General features: G+C 70.3%; 18 protein-coding genes. 11 read left to right on the forward strand and 7 right to left on the reverse strand.

Translation table 11 applies throughout. The features are described 5' to 3' along the window. Positions 1–197: 197 nt before the first annotated feature. Complete coding sequence (locus AB0898_RS27665) at positions 198–410, reverse strand: hypothetical protein (RefSeq protein WP_018545975.1); 213 nt, start codon at positions 408–410, stop codon at positions 198–200. Between the two features lie 874 nt (positions 411–1,284). Here AB0898_RS27665 and AB0898_RS27670 point away from each other — a divergent pair. After that, the gene (locus AB0898_RS27670; protein ID WP_366805721.1) at positions 1,285–1,590 is read left to right on the forward strand and encodes a hypothetical protein; all 306 of its coding nucleotides are present in this window, start codon (positions 1,285–1,287) and stop codon (positions 1,588–1,590) included. A gap of 101 nt (positions 1,591–1,691) precedes the next feature. Here the strand turns inward: AB0898_RS27670 and AB0898_RS27675 are convergent, their stop codons facing one another. Further along, positions 1,692–2,036: a hypothetical protein gene (locus AB0898_RS27675; RefSeq protein ID WP_366805722.1), complete on the reverse strand. Its 345-nt coding sequence runs from the start codon at positions 2,034–2,036 to the stop codon at positions 1,692–1,694. A gap of 117 nt (positions 2,037–2,153) precedes the next feature. Next, complete coding sequence (locus AB0898_RS27680) at positions 2,154–2,828, reverse strand: GntR family transcriptional regulator (protein WP_366805723.1); 675 nt, start codon at positions 2,826–2,828, stop codon at positions 2,154–2,156. Positions 2,829–2,972: 144 nt separating this feature from the next. Between AB0898_RS27680 and AB0898_RS27685 the strand changes: the two genes are divergently transcribed. Both AB0898_RS27685 and AB0898_RS27690 read left to right on the forward strand, forming a co-directional pair. Continuing rightward, positions 2,973–4,430 (forward strand): NCS1 family nucleobase:cation symporter-1, encoded by a 1,458-nt coding sequence (locus AB0898_RS27685; protein ID WP_366805724.1) that lies wholly within the window; start codon positions 2,973–2,975, stop codon positions 4,428–4,430. A gap of 5 nt (positions 4,431–4,435) precedes the next feature. Then, positions 4,436–5,158, forward strand: a complete 723-nt coding sequence (locus AB0898_RS27690; protein WP_366805725.1) for an aspartate/glutamate racemase family protein — start codon at positions 4,436–4,438, stop codon at positions 5,156–5,158. 33 nt (positions 5,159–5,191) lie between these two features. Here AB0898_RS27690 and AB0898_RS27695 read toward each other — a convergent pair whose 3' ends face one another. After that, the gene (locus tag AB0898_RS27695) at positions 5,192–6,751 is read right to left on the reverse strand and encodes an AMP-binding protein (RefSeq protein ID WP_366805726.1); all 1,560 of its coding nucleotides are present in this window, start codon (positions 6,749–6,751) and stop codon (positions 5,192–5,194) included. A gap of 426 nt (positions 6,752–7,177) precedes the next feature. Between AB0898_RS27695 and AB0898_RS27700 the strand changes: the two genes are divergently transcribed. The 5 genes from AB0898_RS27700 (at position 7,178) to AB0898_RS27720 (ending at position 10,731) form a co-directional block, all read left to right on the forward strand. Then, positions 7,178–8,656 (forward strand): oxidoreductase, encoded by a 1,479-nt coding sequence (locus AB0898_RS27700; RefSeq protein ID WP_366805727.1) that lies wholly within the window; start codon positions 7,178–7,180, stop codon positions 8,654–8,656. Positions 8,657–8,727: 71 nt separating this feature from the next. Next, positions 8,728–9,390, forward strand: a complete 663-nt coding sequence (locus AB0898_RS27705) for a DUF402 domain-containing protein (protein WP_366805728.1) — start codon at positions 8,728–8,730, stop codon at positions 9,388–9,390. A 97-nt stretch (positions 9,391–9,487) separates the two neighbouring features. Beyond that, positions 9,488–10,108, forward strand: coding sequence for a DUF2975 domain-containing protein (locus AB0898_RS27710; RefSeq protein ID WP_366805729.1), 621 nt, complete (start codon positions 9,488–9,490; stop codon positions 10,106–10,108). A 27-nt stretch (positions 10,109–10,135) separates the two neighbouring features. Beyond that, complete coding sequence (locus tag AB0898_RS27715) at positions 10,136–10,444, forward strand: DUF3515 family protein (RefSeq protein ID WP_366805730.1); 309 nt, start codon at positions 10,136–10,138, stop codon at positions 10,442–10,444. Further along, the gene (locus AB0898_RS27720) at positions 10,441–10,731 is read left to right on the forward strand and encodes a hypothetical protein (protein WP_366805731.1); all 291 of its coding nucleotides are present in this window, start codon (positions 10,441–10,443) and stop codon (positions 10,729–10,731) included. Before AB0898_RS27715 ends, AB0898_RS27720 begins: the two co-directional genes overlap by 4 nt. Before the next feature lie 25 nt (positions 10,732–10,756). On the opposite strand, the gene AB0898_RS27725 is transcribed toward AB0898_RS27720, so the two are convergent. Then, positions 10,757–12,307: an oxidoreductase gene (locus AB0898_RS27725; RefSeq protein ID WP_366805732.1), complete on the reverse strand. Its 1,551-nt coding sequence runs from the start codon at positions 12,305–12,307 to the stop codon at positions 10,757–10,759. Between the two features lie 59 nt (positions 12,308–12,366). On the opposite strand from AB0898_RS27725, the gene AB0898_RS27730 reads away from it, so the two are divergent. Continuing rightward, the gene (locus tag AB0898_RS27730) at positions 12,367–12,840 is read left to right on the forward strand and encodes a hypothetical protein (protein ID WP_366805733.1); all 474 of its coding nucleotides are present in this window, start codon (positions 12,367–12,369) and stop codon (positions 12,838–12,840) included. 74 nt (positions 12,841–12,914) lie between these two features. Here the strand turns inward: AB0898_RS27730 and AB0898_RS27735 are convergent, their stop codons facing one another. Beyond that, the gene (locus AB0898_RS27735; protein ID WP_366805787.1) at positions 12,915–15,065 is read right to left on the reverse strand and encodes an OmpL47-type beta-barrel domain-containing protein; all 2,151 of its coding nucleotides are present in this window, start codon (positions 15,063–15,065) and stop codon (positions 12,915–12,917) included. Positions 15,066–15,115: 50 nt separating this feature from the next. After that, positions 15,116–17,593: a ThuA domain-containing protein gene (locus AB0898_RS27740; RefSeq protein ID WP_366805734.1), complete on the reverse strand. Its 2,478-nt coding sequence runs from the start codon at positions 17,591–17,593 to the stop codon at positions 15,116–15,118. 204 nt (positions 17,594–17,797) lie between these two features. Between AB0898_RS27740 and AB0898_RS27745 the strand changes: the two genes are divergently transcribed. Together AB0898_RS27745 and AB0898_RS27750 are read left to right on the forward strand one after the other, a co-directional pair. Then, positions 17,798–18,775: a multicopper oxidase domain-containing protein gene (locus AB0898_RS27745; protein WP_366805788.1), complete on the forward strand. Its 978-nt coding sequence runs from the start codon at positions 17,798–17,800 to the stop codon at positions 18,773–18,775. A gap of 148 nt (positions 18,776–18,923) precedes the next feature. Further along, the gene (locus AB0898_RS27750; protein ID WP_366805735.1) at positions 18,924–20,105 is read left to right on the forward strand and encodes an ROK family transcriptional regulator; all 1,182 of its coding nucleotides are present in this window, start codon (positions 18,924–18,926) and stop codon (positions 20,103–20,105) included. The last annotated feature ends 38 nt before the right edge of the window (positions 20,106–20,143 follow it).

Raw genomic sequence — 20,143 nt, forward strand, 5'->3', positions numbered from 1 at the left:
AGTCGAGGGGGCGCGTGAGGCGGTGCTCCGCGCCCGGGGGGTGATGCCCGAACGGTTCTCCTCCACGGCCGTGCCGGTGGGCAGGCGTGAAGGAGAACCGTTTACGCAGGGGCACGGCCCGCTGCGTCGAGCAGCACTCGGGAGGGCGGTGCGAGGGACGGGCCGGGCAGATCCGTTTCCTCGCACCGCCCGGCTTGTTACTGGTTGACGCTGATGCCCTGAGCGGCCGAGGACTGGGCCACGGCGAGCGGCGAGTACTGGTTCACCGCGGCGGACTCGTTGTGGGCGTCGATGGTCGCGACCTTCCGCGTCACGTTCGTCAGCTTGGTGAGGTTGAACGAGAACCGGCCCAGCGCCTCGCGGGACGGAAGCAGTTCGGCGGTCTCGGCCTCGAGCTGGTCGATGTTCATGTGGATACACCTTTCATCGTTGAACGGATGTGTATGTGACAGGAGTTGGCCCAGTGAGGAGGCATCGGCCTCTCCGCTGTCCTGTCACCACCGCCTCCGGTGTCCGCCGCCTCACCGGCCCGCCCAGGGGGTAATGGGCGAGCCGGCGGACAGCGACGGACGAACCGGACGCGGCCTCTGCTCCCCCGCGACCAGGCCCGTGAGGAGCCCGGTCGCGGGGGTCTGGACGGCGAGCCTGCGAGAAGGGAACGCGCAGAACACAGCCCACTCGCCGTCCAGAGTCTCTGGACGTTTCGTCCGGAGGCGTTGGACAGTAATGGAAAGGGATCTGACAGTGCAAATCCTGTATATCGGACATAGTTTCAAAATAGACACTCTGTTCCCTTTGGTGGGGTGAGATCCCGCGACCGCCTTCGCCACGCCGACGCGCCGTCCGCCGGCCCCTGCGCGACCGGCTGGGGAGGCAACGGAAGTGACGGACCGTCGGACGGCGGCGGAGCGCACCCCGAAAAGCGAAGGGCGATATCACCGCGGCCCTTTGTGCGCGACCGGCTGTTTTCTCGATGCGGTACTTCGCGGAACACGGGGCGGTAAATTGATCGAATTCGCCTCGTAGGCCGCCGTCGGTCAACCCTGTGGAAGTGGCCCCGCCCATTCCCGAATTCACCTGCTCGGACGCTCGTTGCCGGATCGCCGGCCGTGCGTTGAGAATTCCCCCGAACCCGCCGCTGAGCTGCTGATTCCCTCCCCGCGGCAATACGCCTCGCGAAAAACGGGTGTCCACACGACTTGCGTGAGGGGCGAAAAAGGTGAGGTAGCGTCAGCCGCATCAACAGGGCCGAACCCGAAACCCTGATGTCCGAAAGGAATTTAGGTGAAGACCTTCGCTAAGGCGGTGGCCGGCGCAGTCTTGACGGCCGGCGTTGTCGTGGTCCCGCTCTCGACGCAGGCGGCCGCCGCTCCGATCTCCGCCGCCTCGACCCCGGTGGCGTCGGCGTACCGCACGCTGCCCGCGCAGAACCACGACCACTGGCGGAACGACGACTACCGCCACGGCCGCTACTACTACAACGGCCGTGACTGCCGCCGCTACGACGACTGGCGCCGTCACTGCGACCACCGCAACGGCTGGGACCGCTACGACAACTACCGCGACTGCTTCCCGCGCTGGCGCCGGTAACCCGAGAAGGCCCGCGCCGCCCGTCACCGGAAACTCCGGTGGCGGGCGGCGCCGTCATGCGGGAAACGCCGTCGACCGCGCACGCGCGGCGGACCGGACCGTCAGATGATCCGCACCTCGAACACGGACAGCACTTCCCCGTCCGCCGTCACGAACCTGTCGGGAACTCCCAGGTCCCACCCCGCCGTCACTTTCTCGAACACGCGGAATTCCGCCGCGTCCAGAACGGCGCGGGCCGCATTGATCAAATCGGCGCTGATCAAATCAGCGCTGATCGAATCCGGCCGGTGTGATCCGGCAGCCCCCGGAAACGGCTGACCCGAGATCAACACCACCGGCTCACCAGTACTGCCGCGGACCACCGCCGTCACCGAAGCTCCGTGCACGAACAGCACGAGCAACCCCTCTCGCCGGAACGGAAATTCCCGAACCATCAATCCCGGCAACGCACGAGAGTAGCCAACAGTTGGCCGGAAACGGAGCAAACGGCGCAACAGCCCCCCGGCAAAACACATAAGCGATTCCGCTTGTGGCCGTAAGCGGCCGGCGTGCCCGTCCCGCCGTCAGGACGGCGCCGGGGCGTCCTGCCCGAAGAGGTGCCGCACGGTCGAGCGGTGGGCGGCGCGGGCGTGGGTGAGGGCGTGTGCGCGGGCGCTCTCCGGGTCGCCGGAGGCGATGGCCTCGTACAACTCCTGGTGTTCGGCCATGAGTTCGGACCACTTCGTGTTCCGGCGGGTGAGCCAGCGCAGCCGTCCGTCGACCGGTTCCATGACCGAGACGAGCAGACTGTTGCCCGCTGTGGCCAGGATGCGGTCGTGGAAACGGGTGTTGACGTCCGTGATCGTCTCGGCGTCGCCGGCTTCCGTCGCGGCCGCCGCCTCGGCGAGCAGCTCCCGCAGCTCCCCGAGATCGGCGGCCGTCGCCCGCGAGGCGGCCAGCCCCGCCGCGTACACCTCCAACGCCTCGCGCAACTCGAAGAGTTCACGCACGTCGTCCGGGGCCAGGCGGCGTACGACACTGCGGCGCGCCGACTCGAAGAGGACGAAGCCCTCGGCGACCAGGGCGCGGATGGCCTCGCGGACCGGCACGCGGGAGACCCCGAACCGCTCCGCCAACTCCCGCTCCACCAGCCGGTCACCGGGCCCGAGGCGCCCCGCGATGATGTCCTCGCGCAGGGTCGCCAGGACGTGGGCGCGCACCGTGCCGAGGGATCCGGTCTTCGCAGAGGTGGGGCTCATGAGGTCATCTTCCTTGTCCGGCAACGCTTTTACGGAGCCGTAACGGCGGCGACATCCCTCCGAACGACCGGCGACGGGACCATGACGGCCTGTTTGGTATACCAAACGATCGCCGCCCTCCGTCCCCCGGTCCCTGGAGGCCCCGTGTCCCTCGCAGACCGCGCCGAAGCCGCCGGCGCCCCCGCGTACACCCCCGACCCGCGCCTGACCAACGAAGACCTCGCCCCCGCCGGGCAGCGGAACTGGAAGGTCTTCGACCTCTTCGCCCTGTGGATGTCCGACGTCCACAACCTCGGCAACTACACCTTCGCCGCCGGTCTGCTGGTGCTCGGCATGAACGTCTGGCAGGTCTTCACCGCCCTGCTGACGGGCTTCGTGCTCATCTTCGTCGGCATGAACTGGATGGGCCGGATCGGCCAGCGCCATGGAGTGCCGTTCCCCGTGGTCAGCCGGATCGCCTTCGGTGTGTGGGGCGCGAACATACCCGCCCTCATCAGGGCGGTGATCGCCATCATGTGGTACGGCATCCAGACCTATCTGGCGTCCGTCGCCGTCAACGTGATGCTGCTCGCGGCGTGGCCGGACCTCGCGTCGCTGACGCACCACTCCTTCCTCGGACTCGACGCGCTGGGCTGGATCTCGTTCCTCGCCCTCTGGGTGATCCAGGCGCTGATCATCAGCCGGGGAATGGAGTCCGTGCGCAGGTTCCAGGACTTCTGCGGCCCCGCGATCTGGCTGGTGATGATCGCGCTGGCCGTGTGGGTGCTGGCGAGGGCCCACTGGAGCATCTCGCTGACCTCCACCCCGCACCCCGTGTCCGTGGGGGAGCAGTGGCGGCAGTGGTTCGGTGCGATCGGCCTGATTCTCGCGACCTACGGCACGCTGATGCTCAACTTCTGCGACTTCTCCCGCTTCGCACCCGACTACCGCACGGTCCGGCGCGGCAACTTCTGGGGCCTGCCGGTGAATTCGACCGCGTTCGTGGTCGTCTCGGTGATCGTCACGGCCGGTTCGCTGAAGGTGTTCGGCAAGGCCGTCACGGACCCGGCCGAGCTGGTCGCGAAGGTCGGCAACACCTGGGTCCTGGCCTTCGCCGCGCTGACCTTCGCCGTCGCCACCATGGGCGTCAACATCGTCGCCAACTTCGTCTCCCCGGCCTACGATCTGGCCAACGTCTGGCCGCAGCGCATCACCTTCAGGACCGGCGGCATGATCAGCACCGTGGCCGCACTGGTCGTCACGCCCTGGAACCTCTTCTCCGACCCCACCGTGGTCAACTACTTCCTCGGCGGCCTCGGGGCGTTCCTCGGCCCGCTGTTCGGCGTGATCATGGTCGACTACTACGCCGTGAAGAAGGGCCGGGTGGACGTCGACGCCCTCTTCGACGCGGCCCCGGGCTCCCCGTACCACTACCGCAAGGGGGTCAACCCCAAGGCGCTGTACGCCTTCCTGCCCGCCGCCGCGGTCGCCGCCGTGCTCGCGCTGGTGAAGTCCTTCGATGCCGTGGCCCCCTACTCCTGGTTCGTCGGCGCGGCGATGGCGGCGGGGCTGTACGCCGTGCTGTGCCGGGGCGAGCGCGCCGCGACCGGGGCGGAGGCCTGAGGGGAGTGCGGATCGTCGTCACCAACTGCAACACCACCACGGCCATGACGGAGGAGATCACCGGCGCTGCCCGCGCCGCGGCGGCCCCGGGCACCACCGTGACCGGACTGACCCCCGCATGGGGCCCGGAGTCGGCGGAGGGCTGGCTCGATAGCCACCTCTCCGCCGCCGCCGTCCTGGACACGCTCCGCACCTACGACGGACCGCCCTACGACGCGGTGGTCATGGCCGGCTTCGGCGAACACGGACGCGAGGGCGTACGGGAGCTGGTGGACGTACCGGTCGTGGACATCACCGAGGCCGCCGCCCACCTCGCCTGTCTGCTCGGCCGGCGCTACGCCGTCGTCACCACCCTGGACCGGTCCCGGGGCCAGATCGAGGACAGTCTGGAGACGGCCGGAGTGGCCCGCAACTGCGCGGCGGTGATCGGAACCGGCCTCGGCGTCCTGGACCTGGCCGGCGACCCGGCACGCACCGGGGCCGCCTTCCTGGCCGCCGCCGGACGGGCCGCCCGCGCGGGGGCGGAGGTCCTGGTCCTGGGCTGCGCCGGAATGGCCGGACTGCGAAAGGAACTGGCCGACCGGCTCGGCCTGCCGGTGGTCGACGGTGTCGCGGCGGCGGTGAAACTCGCGGAGTCGCTGGTCGCGCTGGGGCTGACGACGAGCCGGGTGGGGGGTTACGCCAAGCCCCTCGCCAAACACCGGACATGGAGCCGCCCCGCACCGTGACGGCGCGGGACGGCTCGCGGCGGTACCCGGAGGTCAGCCCGCGGGGGCGGCGGCGCGGCGGCGCAGCTCCTTCTTGTCCGGCTTGCCCACGTCGGTCAGGGGCAGCTCGGACGGGAAGGTGATGCGGGCGGGCTCGTACATCGCGCCGCGCTCCGCCCGGACCATCGCGCGCAGCTCGTCCGCGCCGGTGGTGGCGCCGGGGGCGAGCAGCACGGCGGCGTGGACCTGCTCCATGCGGTCCGCGTCGCGGACGCCGAAGACCGCGCTCTGCCGGACGTCCGGGTGGCTGTTGAGCAGGTCTTCGAGCTCGGTGGTGTACACATGGCCGCCCACCACGACGATCATGTCCTTGATGCGGTCCACGACGGTGAGGTAGCCGTCGTCGTCCCGGAAGCCGATGTCGCCGGTGTGCAGCCAGCCGTCCTTCAGAACCTCGGCGGTCAGCTCCGGCTGCTTCCAGTAGCCCTCCATCGCCATGGCGGAGCGGACGCAGATCTCGCCGTGCTCGCCGTTGGGCAGCACCGTGCCGTCCTCGCCGCGGATCTCCACCTCGACGCCGGGCAGGATCCGTCCCGCGGTGCGCAGCCGCTCGGGGCGGTCCGGGTCGTGGTCGGCGGGGGAGAGGATGCTGATGATGCCGGCCTCGTTCTGGCCGTAGCCCTGCATCAGCACGGGGCCCAGGCGCCGTACCGCCTCCGCGATCCGGGTGGGGGACGCCTGGCAGCCGCCGTACACCACCTGTCGGAGCGAAGTTGTGTTGGTGCGCTCCATGTGGGGGTGGTCCAGGAGCTGGTACAGCAGGGGAGGCAGCAGCCACATGTGGGTGATGCGCTCGCGCTCGATGGTGCCGAGCACCTCGCCCGGTTCGAAGTCGTCGAGCAGGACGACGGTGCCGCCGGTCTCCAGCACACCGTCGGCGAGCATTCCGGCCGCGTGCGCGATGGTGGTGACGATGAGCTGCCGGGGCGGGGTGCTGCCGTCGTCGTCCGGGCGCGCGGTGCGCTGCTCCTGCACCTGCCGGTAGGTGGTGCAGATCCCCTTGGGGTGACCGGTGGTGCCGCCGGTGTGCCGGATGGCGCAGATGTCGTCCGGCTCGGCCCGGCTGGGGAAGGGCTCGGGGGACTGGAGGGCGGCGAGGGCCAGGAGGTCCTGGGCGTCGGGCGCGTCCTGATCGGGGCCGGCGGGGCCGAGGGTGAGCACCGACTTCACGGCGACGGCCTCGGCGAGCTCCTCGGCCCGCCGGGTCATCCGGGGGTCGACCACGAGCGCCCGGGTCTCCACGTCCCGCACGATGGCGGCCTGCACGTCCGCCGAGAGCTTGTTGTACAGGTGATTGACCTGCGCGCCGATCAGATTCGCGGCGTACCGCAGGGCGATCGCCTCCGGCAGGTTGCCGCTGAGCAGGGTGACGGTCTGTCCCCGCTCGATTCCCTGCGCCTGAAGCGCCCAGGCCATCCGGTGCACGAGATCGTGGAACTCCCCGGCCTTGACACGGCGGCCACCGTGCACGAGCGCTTCGCGGCCGGGTTCGTCCCGCAGACCCTCAAGGATGTCCTCCACATGGCTGCGGAAGCGGGGGGCGACGTCGGACATCTGCTGGACCTCCTGCACCGGCCCGCCGCCTCGGCGTGCCGGTTTCATGACTGTTCTCTGTGGGGGGAAGGGTGGCCCTGACCTGCGGAAACGTTGCCCGGGCCAACCAAGATCGACTTTATGTCGCGGGGGCGGGACGTGGCCAACCGGGGCGCGGGCGAGCGGCGGTATTCGGCCCGGTGCGGGGAGGCGGGGGAGGGCCACCGGGCAAGGAGGGAGCGGCTGTTCGTGGCCGTACGGGAGGGTGAGGGGCGGCGGGGCTGTCCAAAATCATGCGATGAGGGTGGTTGCCCCGTGGGGGACTCAGGGGGCGAGTCGCGCGCCGGTCCGGACTCTGCTTCTACGCCCACGGACGGTGCCGGCGTGCGCGCCGGCCGGCCACCGGCGTCACGGAACTGCCGGAGGGCTGCCGGATAGTCTTCCGGCATGCATCCGTACGAGGAACTCACCTCTGCCGAACGCCGGTTGTGGGACGCCTGCCCCACCGGGCGGCTGGTGGACTTCCGTACGGGTGGGGCGGAGGACGACCCGGAGAACGGCGAGAGCTGGGGTGCCGAGCGGACGGTCAGGGCCTCCGTCGTGGCCGCGCTGGTCCGCGGCGGGAATCCGGGACCGCCCGGGAGCGCTCCCGCGCTGCGGCTCGCGGGTGCCCGCATCAGCGGCGCGCTCGACCTGAGCGACGCCGAGATCGGGCACGGGCTGCGGTTCGAGGGGTGCTGGTTCGAACAGGGCGTCGGGCTGTACGGAGCCGTAACGCGGACGATCGAGATCGAGCGCAGCAGGCTCCCCGGACTCGACCTGACCATGGCACGGGTGTCCGGCAGGGTCGCCCTGCGCCGTACGGTCCTGACCGGCACGCTCTCCCTGGTGAACGCGCACCTGAGCGGCGAGCTGCTGCTCAGCGACGCCGTCGTCTCCCACCCCGGCGACTGGGCGCTCGTCGCCGGCGGGCTCGTCATGGAGGGCGGGCTGTTCTGCCGCAGAGCCGTCGTGCACGGTGGCATACGCCTCCTCGGCGCCCAGCTGCTCGGCGGCCTGCACATGGAGCACGCGCGGCTGCGTCAACCCGACGGCGTCGCACTCCTCGCCGACCACGCGGTGGTGAGCACCATGGCGCTGTCCCAGGGCTTCACCGCCGAGGGGACGGTGAGTCTGCGGGGTGCGCAGGTGACCGACCAACTGACCCTGGACGGCGCCGTCTTACGGGCCGGCGGTACGGCGCTGGACTGCGCGCGCATGCAGGCGGGAGTCTTCGTCTTCACCCCGGCCGAGCGGCCGTCCGGCGCGGTGGACCTGCGGAACGCGCGGGTCGTCACCGTCCACGACCGGGAGGACGCGTGGCCGGACACCGTACGGCTCCAGGGCTTCACCTACGGCTTCCTCCACGAGAGCGGCGATCCCCGCGCGGCGTCGGTGGACCGTCGCGTGGCATGGATACGCCGGCACCCCGGCTACGCCGCCCAGCCCTACGAGCAACTCGCCGCCTGGTACCGGCAGATCGGCCATGACGACGACGCCCGGCGCGTCCTGCTGGCCAGGCAGCGCCACCGCCGAGGCACCCTGGGGCTGCCCGCCCGGCTGTGGGGCCACCTCCTCGACACCACGGTCGGCTACGGCTACCGTCCCTGGCTCGCGGGCGTATGGCTCGCGGCGCTCGTCCTGCTCGGCACCACCGTCTTCGCCGGTCACACCCCCCGGCCGACCGAACCCGGCCGGGTGCCGCCCTTCAACCCGTTCGTCTACACCCTCGACCTGCTCATCCCCATCGGCGGTCTCGGCCAGCGCGCGTCCTGGTACTGGGCGGGCGGGGCGACCGCGTGGCTGTCCTACGGCCTCGTCGCGGCCGGCTGGATCCTGACGACCGCGGTACTCGCCGGCATCACCCGCACCCTGAACAGGAACTGATCCTCCCCTCGCCCGGGACGCGCTGGTCCGGCGGTGACGGTCCGGACGTCCGGACCGGAAAGGAGCCACCGTTGACCCGTGTTTTCGAGTCCGGCCGGACGGTCGTACGACGGGACGTGCACCACAGCGGCACCGCACGCCACGTATGGAGCGAACACGCGCTACGCGTCCTCACCGACACCGGCGACGCCCTGGAAACGGCCTGTGCCCCCGGAGCGGAGACCCGGTGGCCCGCCCTGTATGCCGACTCCCTCGCGGAAGGCGACCGTTCCGGGCGCGTCAGGGCGTTCGACGCGCTGGCGGCGGGGACTTGGGAACAGACCTCCGGCCGCTGGCGGGACACCGAGCTGCGGGCCTGGAAACCGCCCACCGCCTGGTTCAGCGTCAACGCCTTCTATACGACGGCCGGTCTGCGGAACTGGTACGTGAACTTCGAGCGTCCCCTGCTCCGCACCCCCGACGGATTCGACACCTTCGACCTCGCCGTGGACCTCGTCGTCACCCCCGACCTCGCCCACTGGGAGTGGAAGGACGAGGACGAGTACGCCCACGCCCGCAGGCTCGGCCTCGTCACCGACACCGATCACCGCGCGGTCGACGCGGCACGCGCCGAGGCGCTGGCGATGATCGGTGAGCGTGCGGGGCCGTTCGCGGAGGGGGCGGGCTGGTCGGCGTGGCGGTGGAACGGGGCGTGGCCGACTCCGCGGCTGGGCCGGCGGGCGGAGCCGGGGTGAGTGGAGTCGGCGAATCGCCGAACTCCCTTGACAGGCCGCATATCGCTTATCGATAGTATCGATAAGCGATATGCGGCGATGAGCTACGGGGGGAACCGTGCGTACGAAGTCGTGGTGGAACCGGACCGACAACCGGCTGCTGGAGGGCGTCCTGGCCCTGGCCGCTCTGCTCGTCGGCGTCTTCGGAGTGCTGCTCCCGGCCCTCGGGGTGGCCGGACTGATCGACCCCATGGACACCCGCGACGTCAGGCTTGAGGCCACGACGCGGGTACCCGGGGCGGTGAAGAGCGGCGCGGCGGACTTCGGTATGACCCTGACCGGTACCCACGGAGCCGAACTCGGCTTTCTCCACCCCGACTTCGGCCGGCGTCTGCTGCTCGCGCTGCCGGAGACCGTCGGCAGTCTGCTTCTGCTGCTCGTGCTGGTTCTCCTTCTCCGGATGGCCAGGACGCTTCGGGACGGTGATGTCTTCGTGCCGAAGAACGCTCGCCGGCTGAGCACCATAGGACTCGTGGTGCTGGTGCAGGCCGTACTCTCGCCCGTGCTGCCGGCCGTGACCACGGCGCTCCTGATGCGCGGCAGCGCCGTCTCCGACGGGATTCCCTTCGCCGTCACCTTCTCCGGCAAGTACGTGCTGCTCGCCCTCCTCGTCCTCGCCCTGGGCGAGGTCTTCCGCCAGGGCACGAGGCTCCGCGCCGACACCGAGGGCCTCGTCTGAGGCCACCACCTCGACAAGGGATTGCTCATGAAGCCGACTTCTGGCCGCCGTCTGTTACAGGCCGGCGTGATCGCGGTGTGCGCCGCCACCCTCACGGCGTGCGGGATGCCCTCGCGCTCCTACAACGTGACGGCGGTCCCGGGCGGTGAAAACGCCGCGTGCACCACCCTGGTGAACAAGTCCCCGCGAAAACTGGGCGGTCGCGAGCGCACCGACTCCGACATCAAGGGAACGGCCGTATGGGGAGACGGCGATGTCGTCCTCCGCTGCGGCAACATCTCGAACGTCCCTGAATCGGCCCCTGTTCGTCCGTCAACGGCGTCGACTGGCTCGTGAACGCGGCGAACACCCACGACGGCGTCAAAACGGTCCTGACCCAGGGCCGCAGCCCCGCGGCCGAACTCACCCTGTCGGAACGGATCAAGGACAAGGACGCCGTGATCGCCGAGATGTCCGGGCCCGTGTCGGGACTGTCCGCTGCCGCTAGGGGGTGTCTCCCCGATCTTCGCGGGCCCGCGCCGCCTGGCACGGCACCTCGCCGCACGGCCGAATCGCCCAAGTACGTCCAGTACGAGGGCGACTCGACCGCGCGCCGAGGCACCGCACCAGACGCCGCGGTCTGATCCACGAAGATCGGAGAGACACCCCCTAGTTCCTCTGCAGGGTGCGGGTGACGCCCGCGATGAGGGCGGTCGTCAGGATCCAGCCGAAGGCGATCAGGAGGTAGGCGAGCCACTGGAGGCCGGGGTTCGGCCAGTACCAGGCCGTGCGCTGGCCCAGGCCGCCGATGGGGACAAGGAGGTCGAGGGTGTAGACGAGGGGGTTGAAGGGGGCGCCTTCGGCCTGCTGGGCGGGGTGGGGGGAGTGGGCGGCGAAGCAGAGGGTGCCCAGGAGGGTCAGCAGGAGGAGCCAGATGCCGGCCAGCCAGGGACGGTAGCCGTAGCCGACGGTCACGTCGAGGAGGCGGCCCCACAGCCGGGCGGGCAGCCCCAGGGTGTTTCTGCGGTGACGCTGTCTGGCCAGGAGGACGCGGCGGGCCTCGTCGTCGTGGCCGGCCTTGCGGTACCAGCTCGCCAACTGCTCGTAGGGCTGCGGGTTGTAGCCCGGGCTGCGGCGTATCCAGGCCACGCGGTGGGCCACGGAGTCGCGGCCCGCCTCGGCCGTCCTGATGGAGCCGTAGACGAAGCCGTCCAGCTCCACCACGTCCGGCCAGCTGTGTGCGGTGTCATGGAGGTAGGACACCTGCGCGCCCCGCAGATCCATGGGGCCGGACGGTGGCCGGGCGAGGCCGAGGTCGAAGTCGACGGCCTGCAGCAACGGGGCGGTTAGGGAAGGCCCGTGGCCGTCGCGCACCTCGTGGCCGGAGCGCGGGCCGTTCAGGACGGCACCCCCGAAGGTCAGATTGTCCGAGATCCGCGCACCCCGCAGCCGTACGGTCCCGTTCGCGAGGAAGCCGTCGGAGCAGTCGAGCGTCGAGGCCGTGGCGCCGTCCAGCGCCAGCGCCACCCCGCGCCGGCCGGGGCGTTCCAGGCGGGCGCCCCGCATGTGCAGCCCGCCCGCCAACTGCGCTCCCATCAGGCGGACTTCACCATGCGTGACGAACCCGTCCTGGCAGTACACCCCGCCCTCCGCGACGAGTCCGCCCGCCGACAGCGCCCACTCCCCGGGCGAGCTGATCCGGGCGCCGTTGAGGTTCACGGCGCCACTCACGTGGGCGTTGATGAGCGACACGGCGGTGACCCGGCTGTGCAGGGGTGAGGGCGTGCCTCCCTCCAGCTGGGAACGCCTGAGGTCGAGACGTCCTTCGACGCGGATCATGCCCGCCTCCACCCCCGGCACCCGGCTGCCCACGATCGCGATCGACTGGGCCGACGCCCCGGAGAGGTCCACACTCTCCTCGAACCAGCAGTCCTCCAGCCAGAACGCATGAGCGATCTGTGCGCCGGCCAGGTTGAGTTGCCCGGATATCCGCGCCCCCGTGAGTCTCAGACACGCGACGGCGCTCGACCGCGTGGTGTTCGCGCCCTGGAGAAGCGCCACGATCACGGGGGCCCTGACCGTCCGCTCGGCACCCCACCGTCCGCCCTCGGCGACACGGTCGTCCTCGGGTACGCCCGTGCGCAGATCCACGTCGCGTCCCTCGGGGAACGCGTCCCACACCTCACGTTCCGGCGCGGTCAACTCGTCGTATGAGAGCATCCCCGCAGCGTAGTGATCCAGTGTCATGACGTCTGTGCATTCCGGTCCGGGGAGGTGCGGTGGAGATCACGGTGCAGTGGGTCAAGGTGTCCTGGACGAAGGAGTCCCGGGGCGGGGAGGCCGCTGCCCTCAGGAACGCGGTGCCCGTTGGCTTCGCCGTGCCCGAACTTCCGTCCAGAGTCGCCCACTTCGTGCATCTGTCCGAGCGGTACGGGTTCGAGCCGCGTTCGGCGGAGAGGCCGCTGCGCGAGGTCGGCCTCAGCCTGCGGAACGAGGGCGACCGGCTTCGGGTGCTCGCGCGGGTGGACCCGATGTTCGGTCTGCCGCCCCGGCGCCGGAGGCCGCCGGCGGTGCGGTTGCTGCCCGGGCAGTGGGTGCGGTGGCAGCTGAACTACCGGTTCAGCAGCGCGATGGGCATGCGGGGCTGGTCCTACTGGCTCGACACGTTCAACATCGCCTATGGACCCGTCGACCCGGACGTCTTCCTGTCCGAGCCGCCTGTGTTCGTCGACGAGCGCGGGCCGGTCCGGTAGTACGGCGCGGCAGCGGTGAGCCCCCACCGCGCCAACGGTGAGGGCTCACGTGAGATGGCCTCCGACCGGCCCTGCTACAACTCCTTGATCCGGATGTCCCGGTAGGAGATCACGTCCGACGTGCTGTGCACCTGGAGCCCGATGTAGCCCGTCGCGTAGCGCCGGCCGTCCGTGCCCGGGTCACCCGCGCGCGGCGGGGTGAAGACCTGGCCGCCGACGTTGTCGAACTCGTTGATGACGACGCCGTTGCGCAGGACCGTGAAGTGCTGGCCCTCGGCACGGATCTCGTAGTCGTTCCAGGTGCCCTTCGGGGTGACGCCGGCGCTGCCCAGGCCCACGCGGTCGAAGCCGTAGACGGAACCGGTCTTGTACATGTCGCCGGTGGGGCTGTCGAGGATCTGGATCTCGTGGCCGTAGTTGATGGCGACCCACTCGGGCCGGGACTCCTCCGGATGGTTGTGGACGTTGGGGAAGCGGATGAAGACGCCGCCGTTGGCGTTGCCCGTGCCCGGCGCGTCGTCGCGGAAGCGGAGCTTGAGCGAGAAGTCGCCGTACTTGCGCTCCGGGAACCACAGCATGCCCATGCCCTGCACGGTCGTGCTGCTGGTGATCGCGCCGTCGCCGGTCAGCGCGAACTTTCCGCCGCCGACCTGCTCCCACCTGGACAGGGACGCTTCCGTGCCGTCGAACAGGTCGCGGTACCCGGTCGTCTGACCCGGCTTGCCGATCTTCGACTGCTTGGCGGCCTTGGTGATCTTGTTGAACTCGCGCTGGTCGATGACGCCGTCCGCCAGGAGCCCGTCGAGCACGCCGTCGACGTGCTTGAGGAACAGCGCCTGCGACGACCAGTCCTTCTCGTCCTCGATCAGCTCGTTGATCGTGCACCGGCTGCGGGTCATCCGGTTCGGCACGCCCGAGTCGACCGTGCCCACGATGACCGTCAGCCGCTCGTCGTACTCGGGACAGGCGGGCGCCGGGACACCGCCGCCCTGTGCGACGGTGAAGGTGACGTTCTTGGCGGCGGAGGTGTTGCCCGCCTTGTCCGTCGCCCGGTAGGCGAACGTGTGGAAGCCGAGCCGGTCCACGGTCACGGCGGCCGAGTACTCCAGGTACGGGCCCCCGTCGAGCGAGTACTCGACACGGGCCACCCCGGACGCGGAGTCGGAGGCGTTGACCGTCACCTTGGCGCTCGTGACGTACGCGCCGTTCGAGTTCCTGGTCCCGCTCAGTGTCGCCGAGGTCTCCGGCGCGGTCGTGTCCTGCGCGGGCGGCGCCACGACCTTGAAAGTCACGGACTTCGCGGCCGCCGCGTTGCCCGCCTTGTCGGTCGCCCGGTAGCGCACGGTGTGCGTACCCACCGCGTGCACCATCACCGGTGCGGTGTACGGCTGCCAGGCGCCGTCCGAACCGAGCGCGTACTCAATGGTGTCGACGCCCGAACCGGTGTCCGAGGCGGTCACCGTGACCGTCGCCATCGTCAGATAGTCGCCGTTCGCGTCCTTCTCGCCGCTCACCGTCGCGGAGGTCTCCGGGGCGGTGGTGTCGTCCGTCGGCGGGGCGACCACGCTGAAGGTCACGGTCTTCTCGGCGGCCACGTTGCCCGCCTGGTCGGTGGCCCGGTAGCGCAGGGTGTGGGTGCCGACCTGGTCGACGACGACCGGCGCGGTGTATGCCTGCCACGGGCCGTCCGTGCCGACCGCGTACTCGATCGACTTCACCCCGGAGGCGTCGTCGGAGGCGGACACGGTCACCGTGGCCGAGCCGACGTAGGCGCCGTCGGCGTTCTTCTGCCCCTCGACGTTCGCCGAGGCGGTCGGCGCCGTGGTGTCCTCGCCGCCGGGCTCGGTCACCGTCAGGATGCCCTGCATCTGGCCGTGGCCGGGGATGCCGCAGAAGTAGCGGTAGCGGCCGGGCGTCAGCGTCACCTCGACCGAGTGCCTGCCGCCGCTGTCGTCGCCGGGATTGGCCAGGATGTTGACCGGTACGTCGTGGTTGTACTCGGGGTCCGACACGTCGAAGGTCAGCGTGTGCGGCATGCCGATGTCGTTGCCGGTCGCCGTGCTGTTCTCGAAGACGAGGGTCGTGGGGCCGGCCACCGCCGTCGTCGGGAAGCTGGCGTACTGGTCGGTGCGGGAACTCGCCGTCCAGGTGAGGACCTGGGCAGCCGCCACGCGGTCGCGGTCCCGGTCACGTCCGTACGCCGTCGTCGAGGTGAGCCCCAGCATCAGCAGCAGCGCGCCCAGCAGCGCGGTGTACAGGCGGAGAGGTCGATGTCTCACTGTGCCGCCTTCCTGGCCAGATCCTTCGCGGCGGGGGTGGCCGCGCCGCCGGTGTACGTCACGTGCCACAGCGCCGACTGGGAGTCGGAGGTGAAGAAGCCGCGGCCGTAGTCGAGGACGTAGAGCGAACCGTCCGGCGCGAACTTCCAGTCCATGAGGTTGCGGATGCCGCCCTGACCCACAGGGATGATCTTCTTCAGCGACTCCGCCGTGACCGGCAGGCCGCCCTTGCCGACCGTCTTCGGGTCGGTGAGCACCGCGTGGCGCGGATTGTCCGCGTCGTAGAAGTCGCCGACGAACCACTTGCCGTCCCAGTACTGCGGCCACGCGTCGGGGCCGGCCGTCGCCGCGTCGTAGCGGTAGACCGGGCCGTCCATGGTGGCCTGGCCGCCGCCCTTGAGCCACGGCAGGAGGTAGGTGGCCTCCTCGTTCTTGTAGCTGGGCACGCCCGCGGAGTTGCGCGGGAAGTCGGGGGCGCCTCCCTGCGGGGAGTACCAGATGGTGTTGCCGGTGACGGGCGGGAGGTTCACCAGGCCGTCGTTGTTCGGGGACTCGTTCTTCGGGGCGTCGCAGTCGTACCAGCCCAGCGGCTTGGTCGGGTCCGGCAGATTGCGGTCGCGGTAGGGCTGCTTGTTGCCCATGCAGAACGGCCAGCCGTGGTTGCCCGCCTTGGTGATCGCGGCGAACGTGTCGTACTTCGCCGGACCCCACGTCGTGCTCGGCGCGCCCGCGTCGGGGCCGACCCAGCCCGCGTAGAGGATGTCGGTCTTCTTGTCGACGGAGATCCGCGCCGGGTTGCGCACACCCATCACATAGATCTCGCCCCGGGTCTTGCCGCCGCCCTCGTCCTGCTCCTTGCCGGTGAAGAGGTTGCCCTCGGGCAGGGTGTACGTGCCGTCCGGCTCCGGGTGGATGCGCAGGATCTTGCCGTTGAGGTTGTGCGTGTTGCCGGCCGTGCGGCGGGCGTCCGCGAAGGACAGACCCTTGTAGTTGGGCTGCGGGTTGTTGCCGGAGTAACCGTCGCTGAAACCGGAGGAGTTGTTGTCACCGGTCGCGATGTAGAGGTTGCCCTTGGAGTCCCAGGCCATCCCGCCGCCCGCGTGACAGCAACTGTGCACCTGGACAGGCCACTTGAGGAGGACCTTCTCGGAGGACAGGTCCAGCTTGTTCGTGGCGCGGTCCAACGTGAAGCGGGAGACGCGGCGTTCGGCGATCTGCTTGTCGCGGTCGAGGCCGGAGTGCGGGGTGTAGTGCAGGTACACCCAGCCGTTGGACTCGAAGCCGGGGTCCAGCTCGATGCCGAGCAACCCCTCCTCGACCTTGGTCAGTTCGTCGCCGCCGCCCTTGTTGCCGAAGACGGTCAGGGCGCCCGCGAGCGTCACCTTCTTCGTCGCGGGGTCGTAGATGTGGATCTGGCCGACGCCCTTGCCGATGTCGGGGTTGTTCCAGTCGGTGACGACCGGTGCGCCGTTCACGCCGCCGCCCCGGCCGATGTACAGCACCCGTCCGTCGGGCGCCACGACCATGCCGTGCGGCTCGCCGATCTGGTCCTGCTGGCCGGGCTGGTTCGGCTGAGTGACGCGCACCGCCGCGTAGTTGGCGTCGATGGTCGCCTTGCAGTCGGCGCGCGAGAGCCGGGTGGTCCACAGCAGCGCGCCCCGCAGATGGTCGCGGAAGTCGGTCTCCGCGAACGACTCGACCGTGCCGCCCATCGCGGTGTAGAAGGAGCGGCCGCCGGCGTAGTCCCGGCACCAGGAGACCGGGTGGTCCACGCCGTTGGCGCCGGACCCCGGCTGGTAGCTGGCTTCCCGGACCTTGGCGACGGTGTGCACCTTGCCGGTCGGGTTGCTCGCCCAGTTGATCCACTTGTCGGGCCGCTTCCACTCCAGCGGCAGATCCTTCGTGGCCGGATGACTCCGGTCGGGGACCTCGACGACGGCACGCTGGACGGCGGCCGGGTTCGCGCTCGCGGGACGGGCGCCGATCAGGCCGGTGAACCAGTCGGAGTACGGCTCCGTCCGGGCCGCGTCATGGATGCCGAGGAAGCCGCCGCCCGCGTTGAGGTAGGCCTCAAGGCCGGCCTCCTGCTCGGGGTCGAGGACGTCACCGCTCCCGGTCAGGAAGACCACGGCGTTGAAGGTGCCCAGCCGCTTGTCGTTGGTGAAGACCGAGGCGTCGTCCGTGGCCACGGTCTTGAAGCGCTGTTCGGCGGGGCCGGTCAGGCCGATGGACTCGATGGCCTCGATGCCCGCGTCCACGGTCGGCGACTCCTCGGTGGCCGAGGCGTGGAAGACGAGGACTTTGACGTTCTTGCCACCCGGCGGCGAGGGCAGCGCCGACGCCTTCGGCTCCGGTAACGGCCGGGCCGTGGCGGCCGTGCCCCCGCTCAGCAGGGATGCCGCCAGCGCCCCGGCCATCAGCGCCGCGGCGCTCACGCGCCGGGATCTCGACCGGTGATGTGGTGCGCTCTGCATGGGTCACCCACCCTCCGTGGTCTCAGCAACAGCGCCAGAAGCTAGACGCCTTTCAACGACCCGCCAATACCAACGGACGGAATCTCACCAACTTTGTCCTGGGTGTGGATAAACGAGGGGTACGGCTCTACCGTGGCCGCCGTCCCCACGGGCACTCCCGCTTCTCGCTCGTCTCCTCACGACACTGGAGAGACCGGTATGGCTCTGGACAGAAGGACTTTCGGGCGACGGATGCTGGCCGGTGGCGTGGTCGCCGCCGCCGGTACGGCAACGTTGTCGGTGGCCTCCGCCCCCTCCGCCGCGCCTGCGGAGACCTCCCCGCCCACCGCCCCGGCCGGCGGCCAGGTGCGCCACCTCAAGCTCTACGCCGAGAAACTGCCGGGCGGACAGCTCGGATACGGCCTGGAGAAGGGCAAGGCCACCGTGCCGGGCCCGCTCATCGAGCTGGTCGAGGGCGACACCCTGCACATCGAGTTCGAGAACACCACCGACGCCGACGCCAGCCTCCACATCCACGGCGTGGACTACGACATCGCCAACGACGGCACCCGGATGACGGGCAGCCACGTCGAACCCGGCGGGACCCGCACCTACACCTGGCGCACCCACGCACCCGGGCGGCGCAAGGACGGCACCTGGCAGGCGGGCAGCGCCGGTTACTGGCACTACCACGACCACGTCGTGGGCACCGACCACGGAACGGGCGGCATCCGCAAGGGCCTGTACGGTCCGGTGGTCGTGCGCAGGAAGGGCGACATCCTGCCGGACAAACAGTTCACGATCGTCTTCAACGACATGACGATCAACAACAGGACCGGCGGCGAGACCCCCGACTTCGAGGCCACGGTGGGCGACCGCGTCGAAATCATCATGATCACGCACGGCGAGTACTACCACACCTTCCACATGCACGGTCACCGCTGGGCCGACAACCGCACCGGCCTGCTGACCGGCCCCGACGACCCCAGCCGTGTCGTCGACAACAAGATCACCGGCCCGGCGGACTCGTTCGGCTTCCAGGTCATAGCGGGCGAACACGTGGGTGCGGGCGCGTGGATGTACCACTGCCACGTACAGAGCCACTCCGACATGGGGATGGCCGGGCTGTTCCTGGTGGCGAAGCCCGACGGGACGGTGCCGGGCCACACGGGACACCACACCGCCGCGCACCACGGCCACTGACGTCCGCACGCGGCTTTGTCCTGTGAGTGGGGAAAGTGGGTACGAATTCCCGCGCTACTTCTTCCCAGTCCGGGCAGCCGCTGCTACGTTCCCACCCGAAAGAACGCGACGGACGGCCACTTCGAGGCGGGAGGGACTCGTGAGACGCATGACGGCACGACCCGCCAACGCCCACCAGGCCAGGCTGCTGCGCCTGTTGCGCGACCAGGGGCCCCACTCGCGTGCGCAGCTGGGCGATCAGGTCGAGCTGTCGCGGTCCAAGCTCGCCGTGGAGGCGGACCGCCTCCTGCAGACGGGGCTGATCGTGGCCGACGGACTCGCCGCCTCGCGCGGTGGACGCCGTTCCCACAATCTGCGCCTCGCCCCGAGCCTGCGCTTCCTCGGCATCGACATCGGCGCGACCTCGGTCGACGTCGCCGTCACCAACGCCGAACTGGAGGTGCTGGGCCACCTCAACCAGCCCCTGGACGTACGCGAGGGCCCGGTCGTGGTCTTCGAGCACGTCCTCGCCATGGCGGCGAAGCTGAGGTCCTCCGGACTGGCGGAGGGGTTCGACGGTGCCGGCATCGGCGTCCCGGGGCCCGTCCGCTTCCCGGAAGGGGTGCCCGTCGCCCCGCCGATCATGCCCGGCTGGGACGGCTTCCCCGTGCGGGAGGCGCTCAGCCAGGAGCTCGGCTGCCCTGTCATGGTCGACAACGACGTCAACCTGATGGCGATGGGCGAGCAGCAGGCCGGCGTCGCCCGCTCGGTCGGCGACTTCCTCTGCGTCAAGATCGGTACCGGCATCGGCTGCGGCATCGTCGTCGGCGGCGAGGTGTACCGGGGGGCCACGGGCAGCGCGGGCGACATCGGGCACATCCAGGCCGTGCCCGACGGCCGGCCCTGCGCCTGTGGCAACCGGGGCTGTCTGGAAGCCCACTTCAGCGGAGCGGCGCTCGCCCGCGACGCGATGGAGGCGGCCACCCAGGGACTCTCGGCGGAACTCGCCTCCCGTCTTGAGACCCACGGCACCCTGAGCGCCGTGGACATCGCCGCCGCGGCCGCCGCCGGCGACGCCGTCTCGCTCGACCTCATCCGTGAGGGCGGCACCCGCACCGGCCAGGTCATCGCGGGCCTGGTCAGCTTCTTCAACCCCGCTCTCGTGGTGATCGGCGGCGGGGTGACCGGCCTCGGCCACACCCTGCTCGCCGCCATCCGCACCCAGGTCTACCGCCAGTCGCTGCCGCTCGCGACCGGCAACCTGCCCATCGTGCTGGGTGAGTTGGGCCAGAACGCCGGCGTCATCGGCGCGGCCCGCCTCATCAGCGACCACCTGTTCTCCCCGGCGTGACCGCGCCGTCCGGCACCGATCCGCCGGACGGCCCACAG

Source organism: Streptomyces sp. NPDC005435 (assembly GCF_040703155.1).
Classification (GTDB): domain Bacteria; phylum Actinomycetota; class Actinomycetes; order Streptomycetales; family Streptomycetaceae; genus Streptomyces.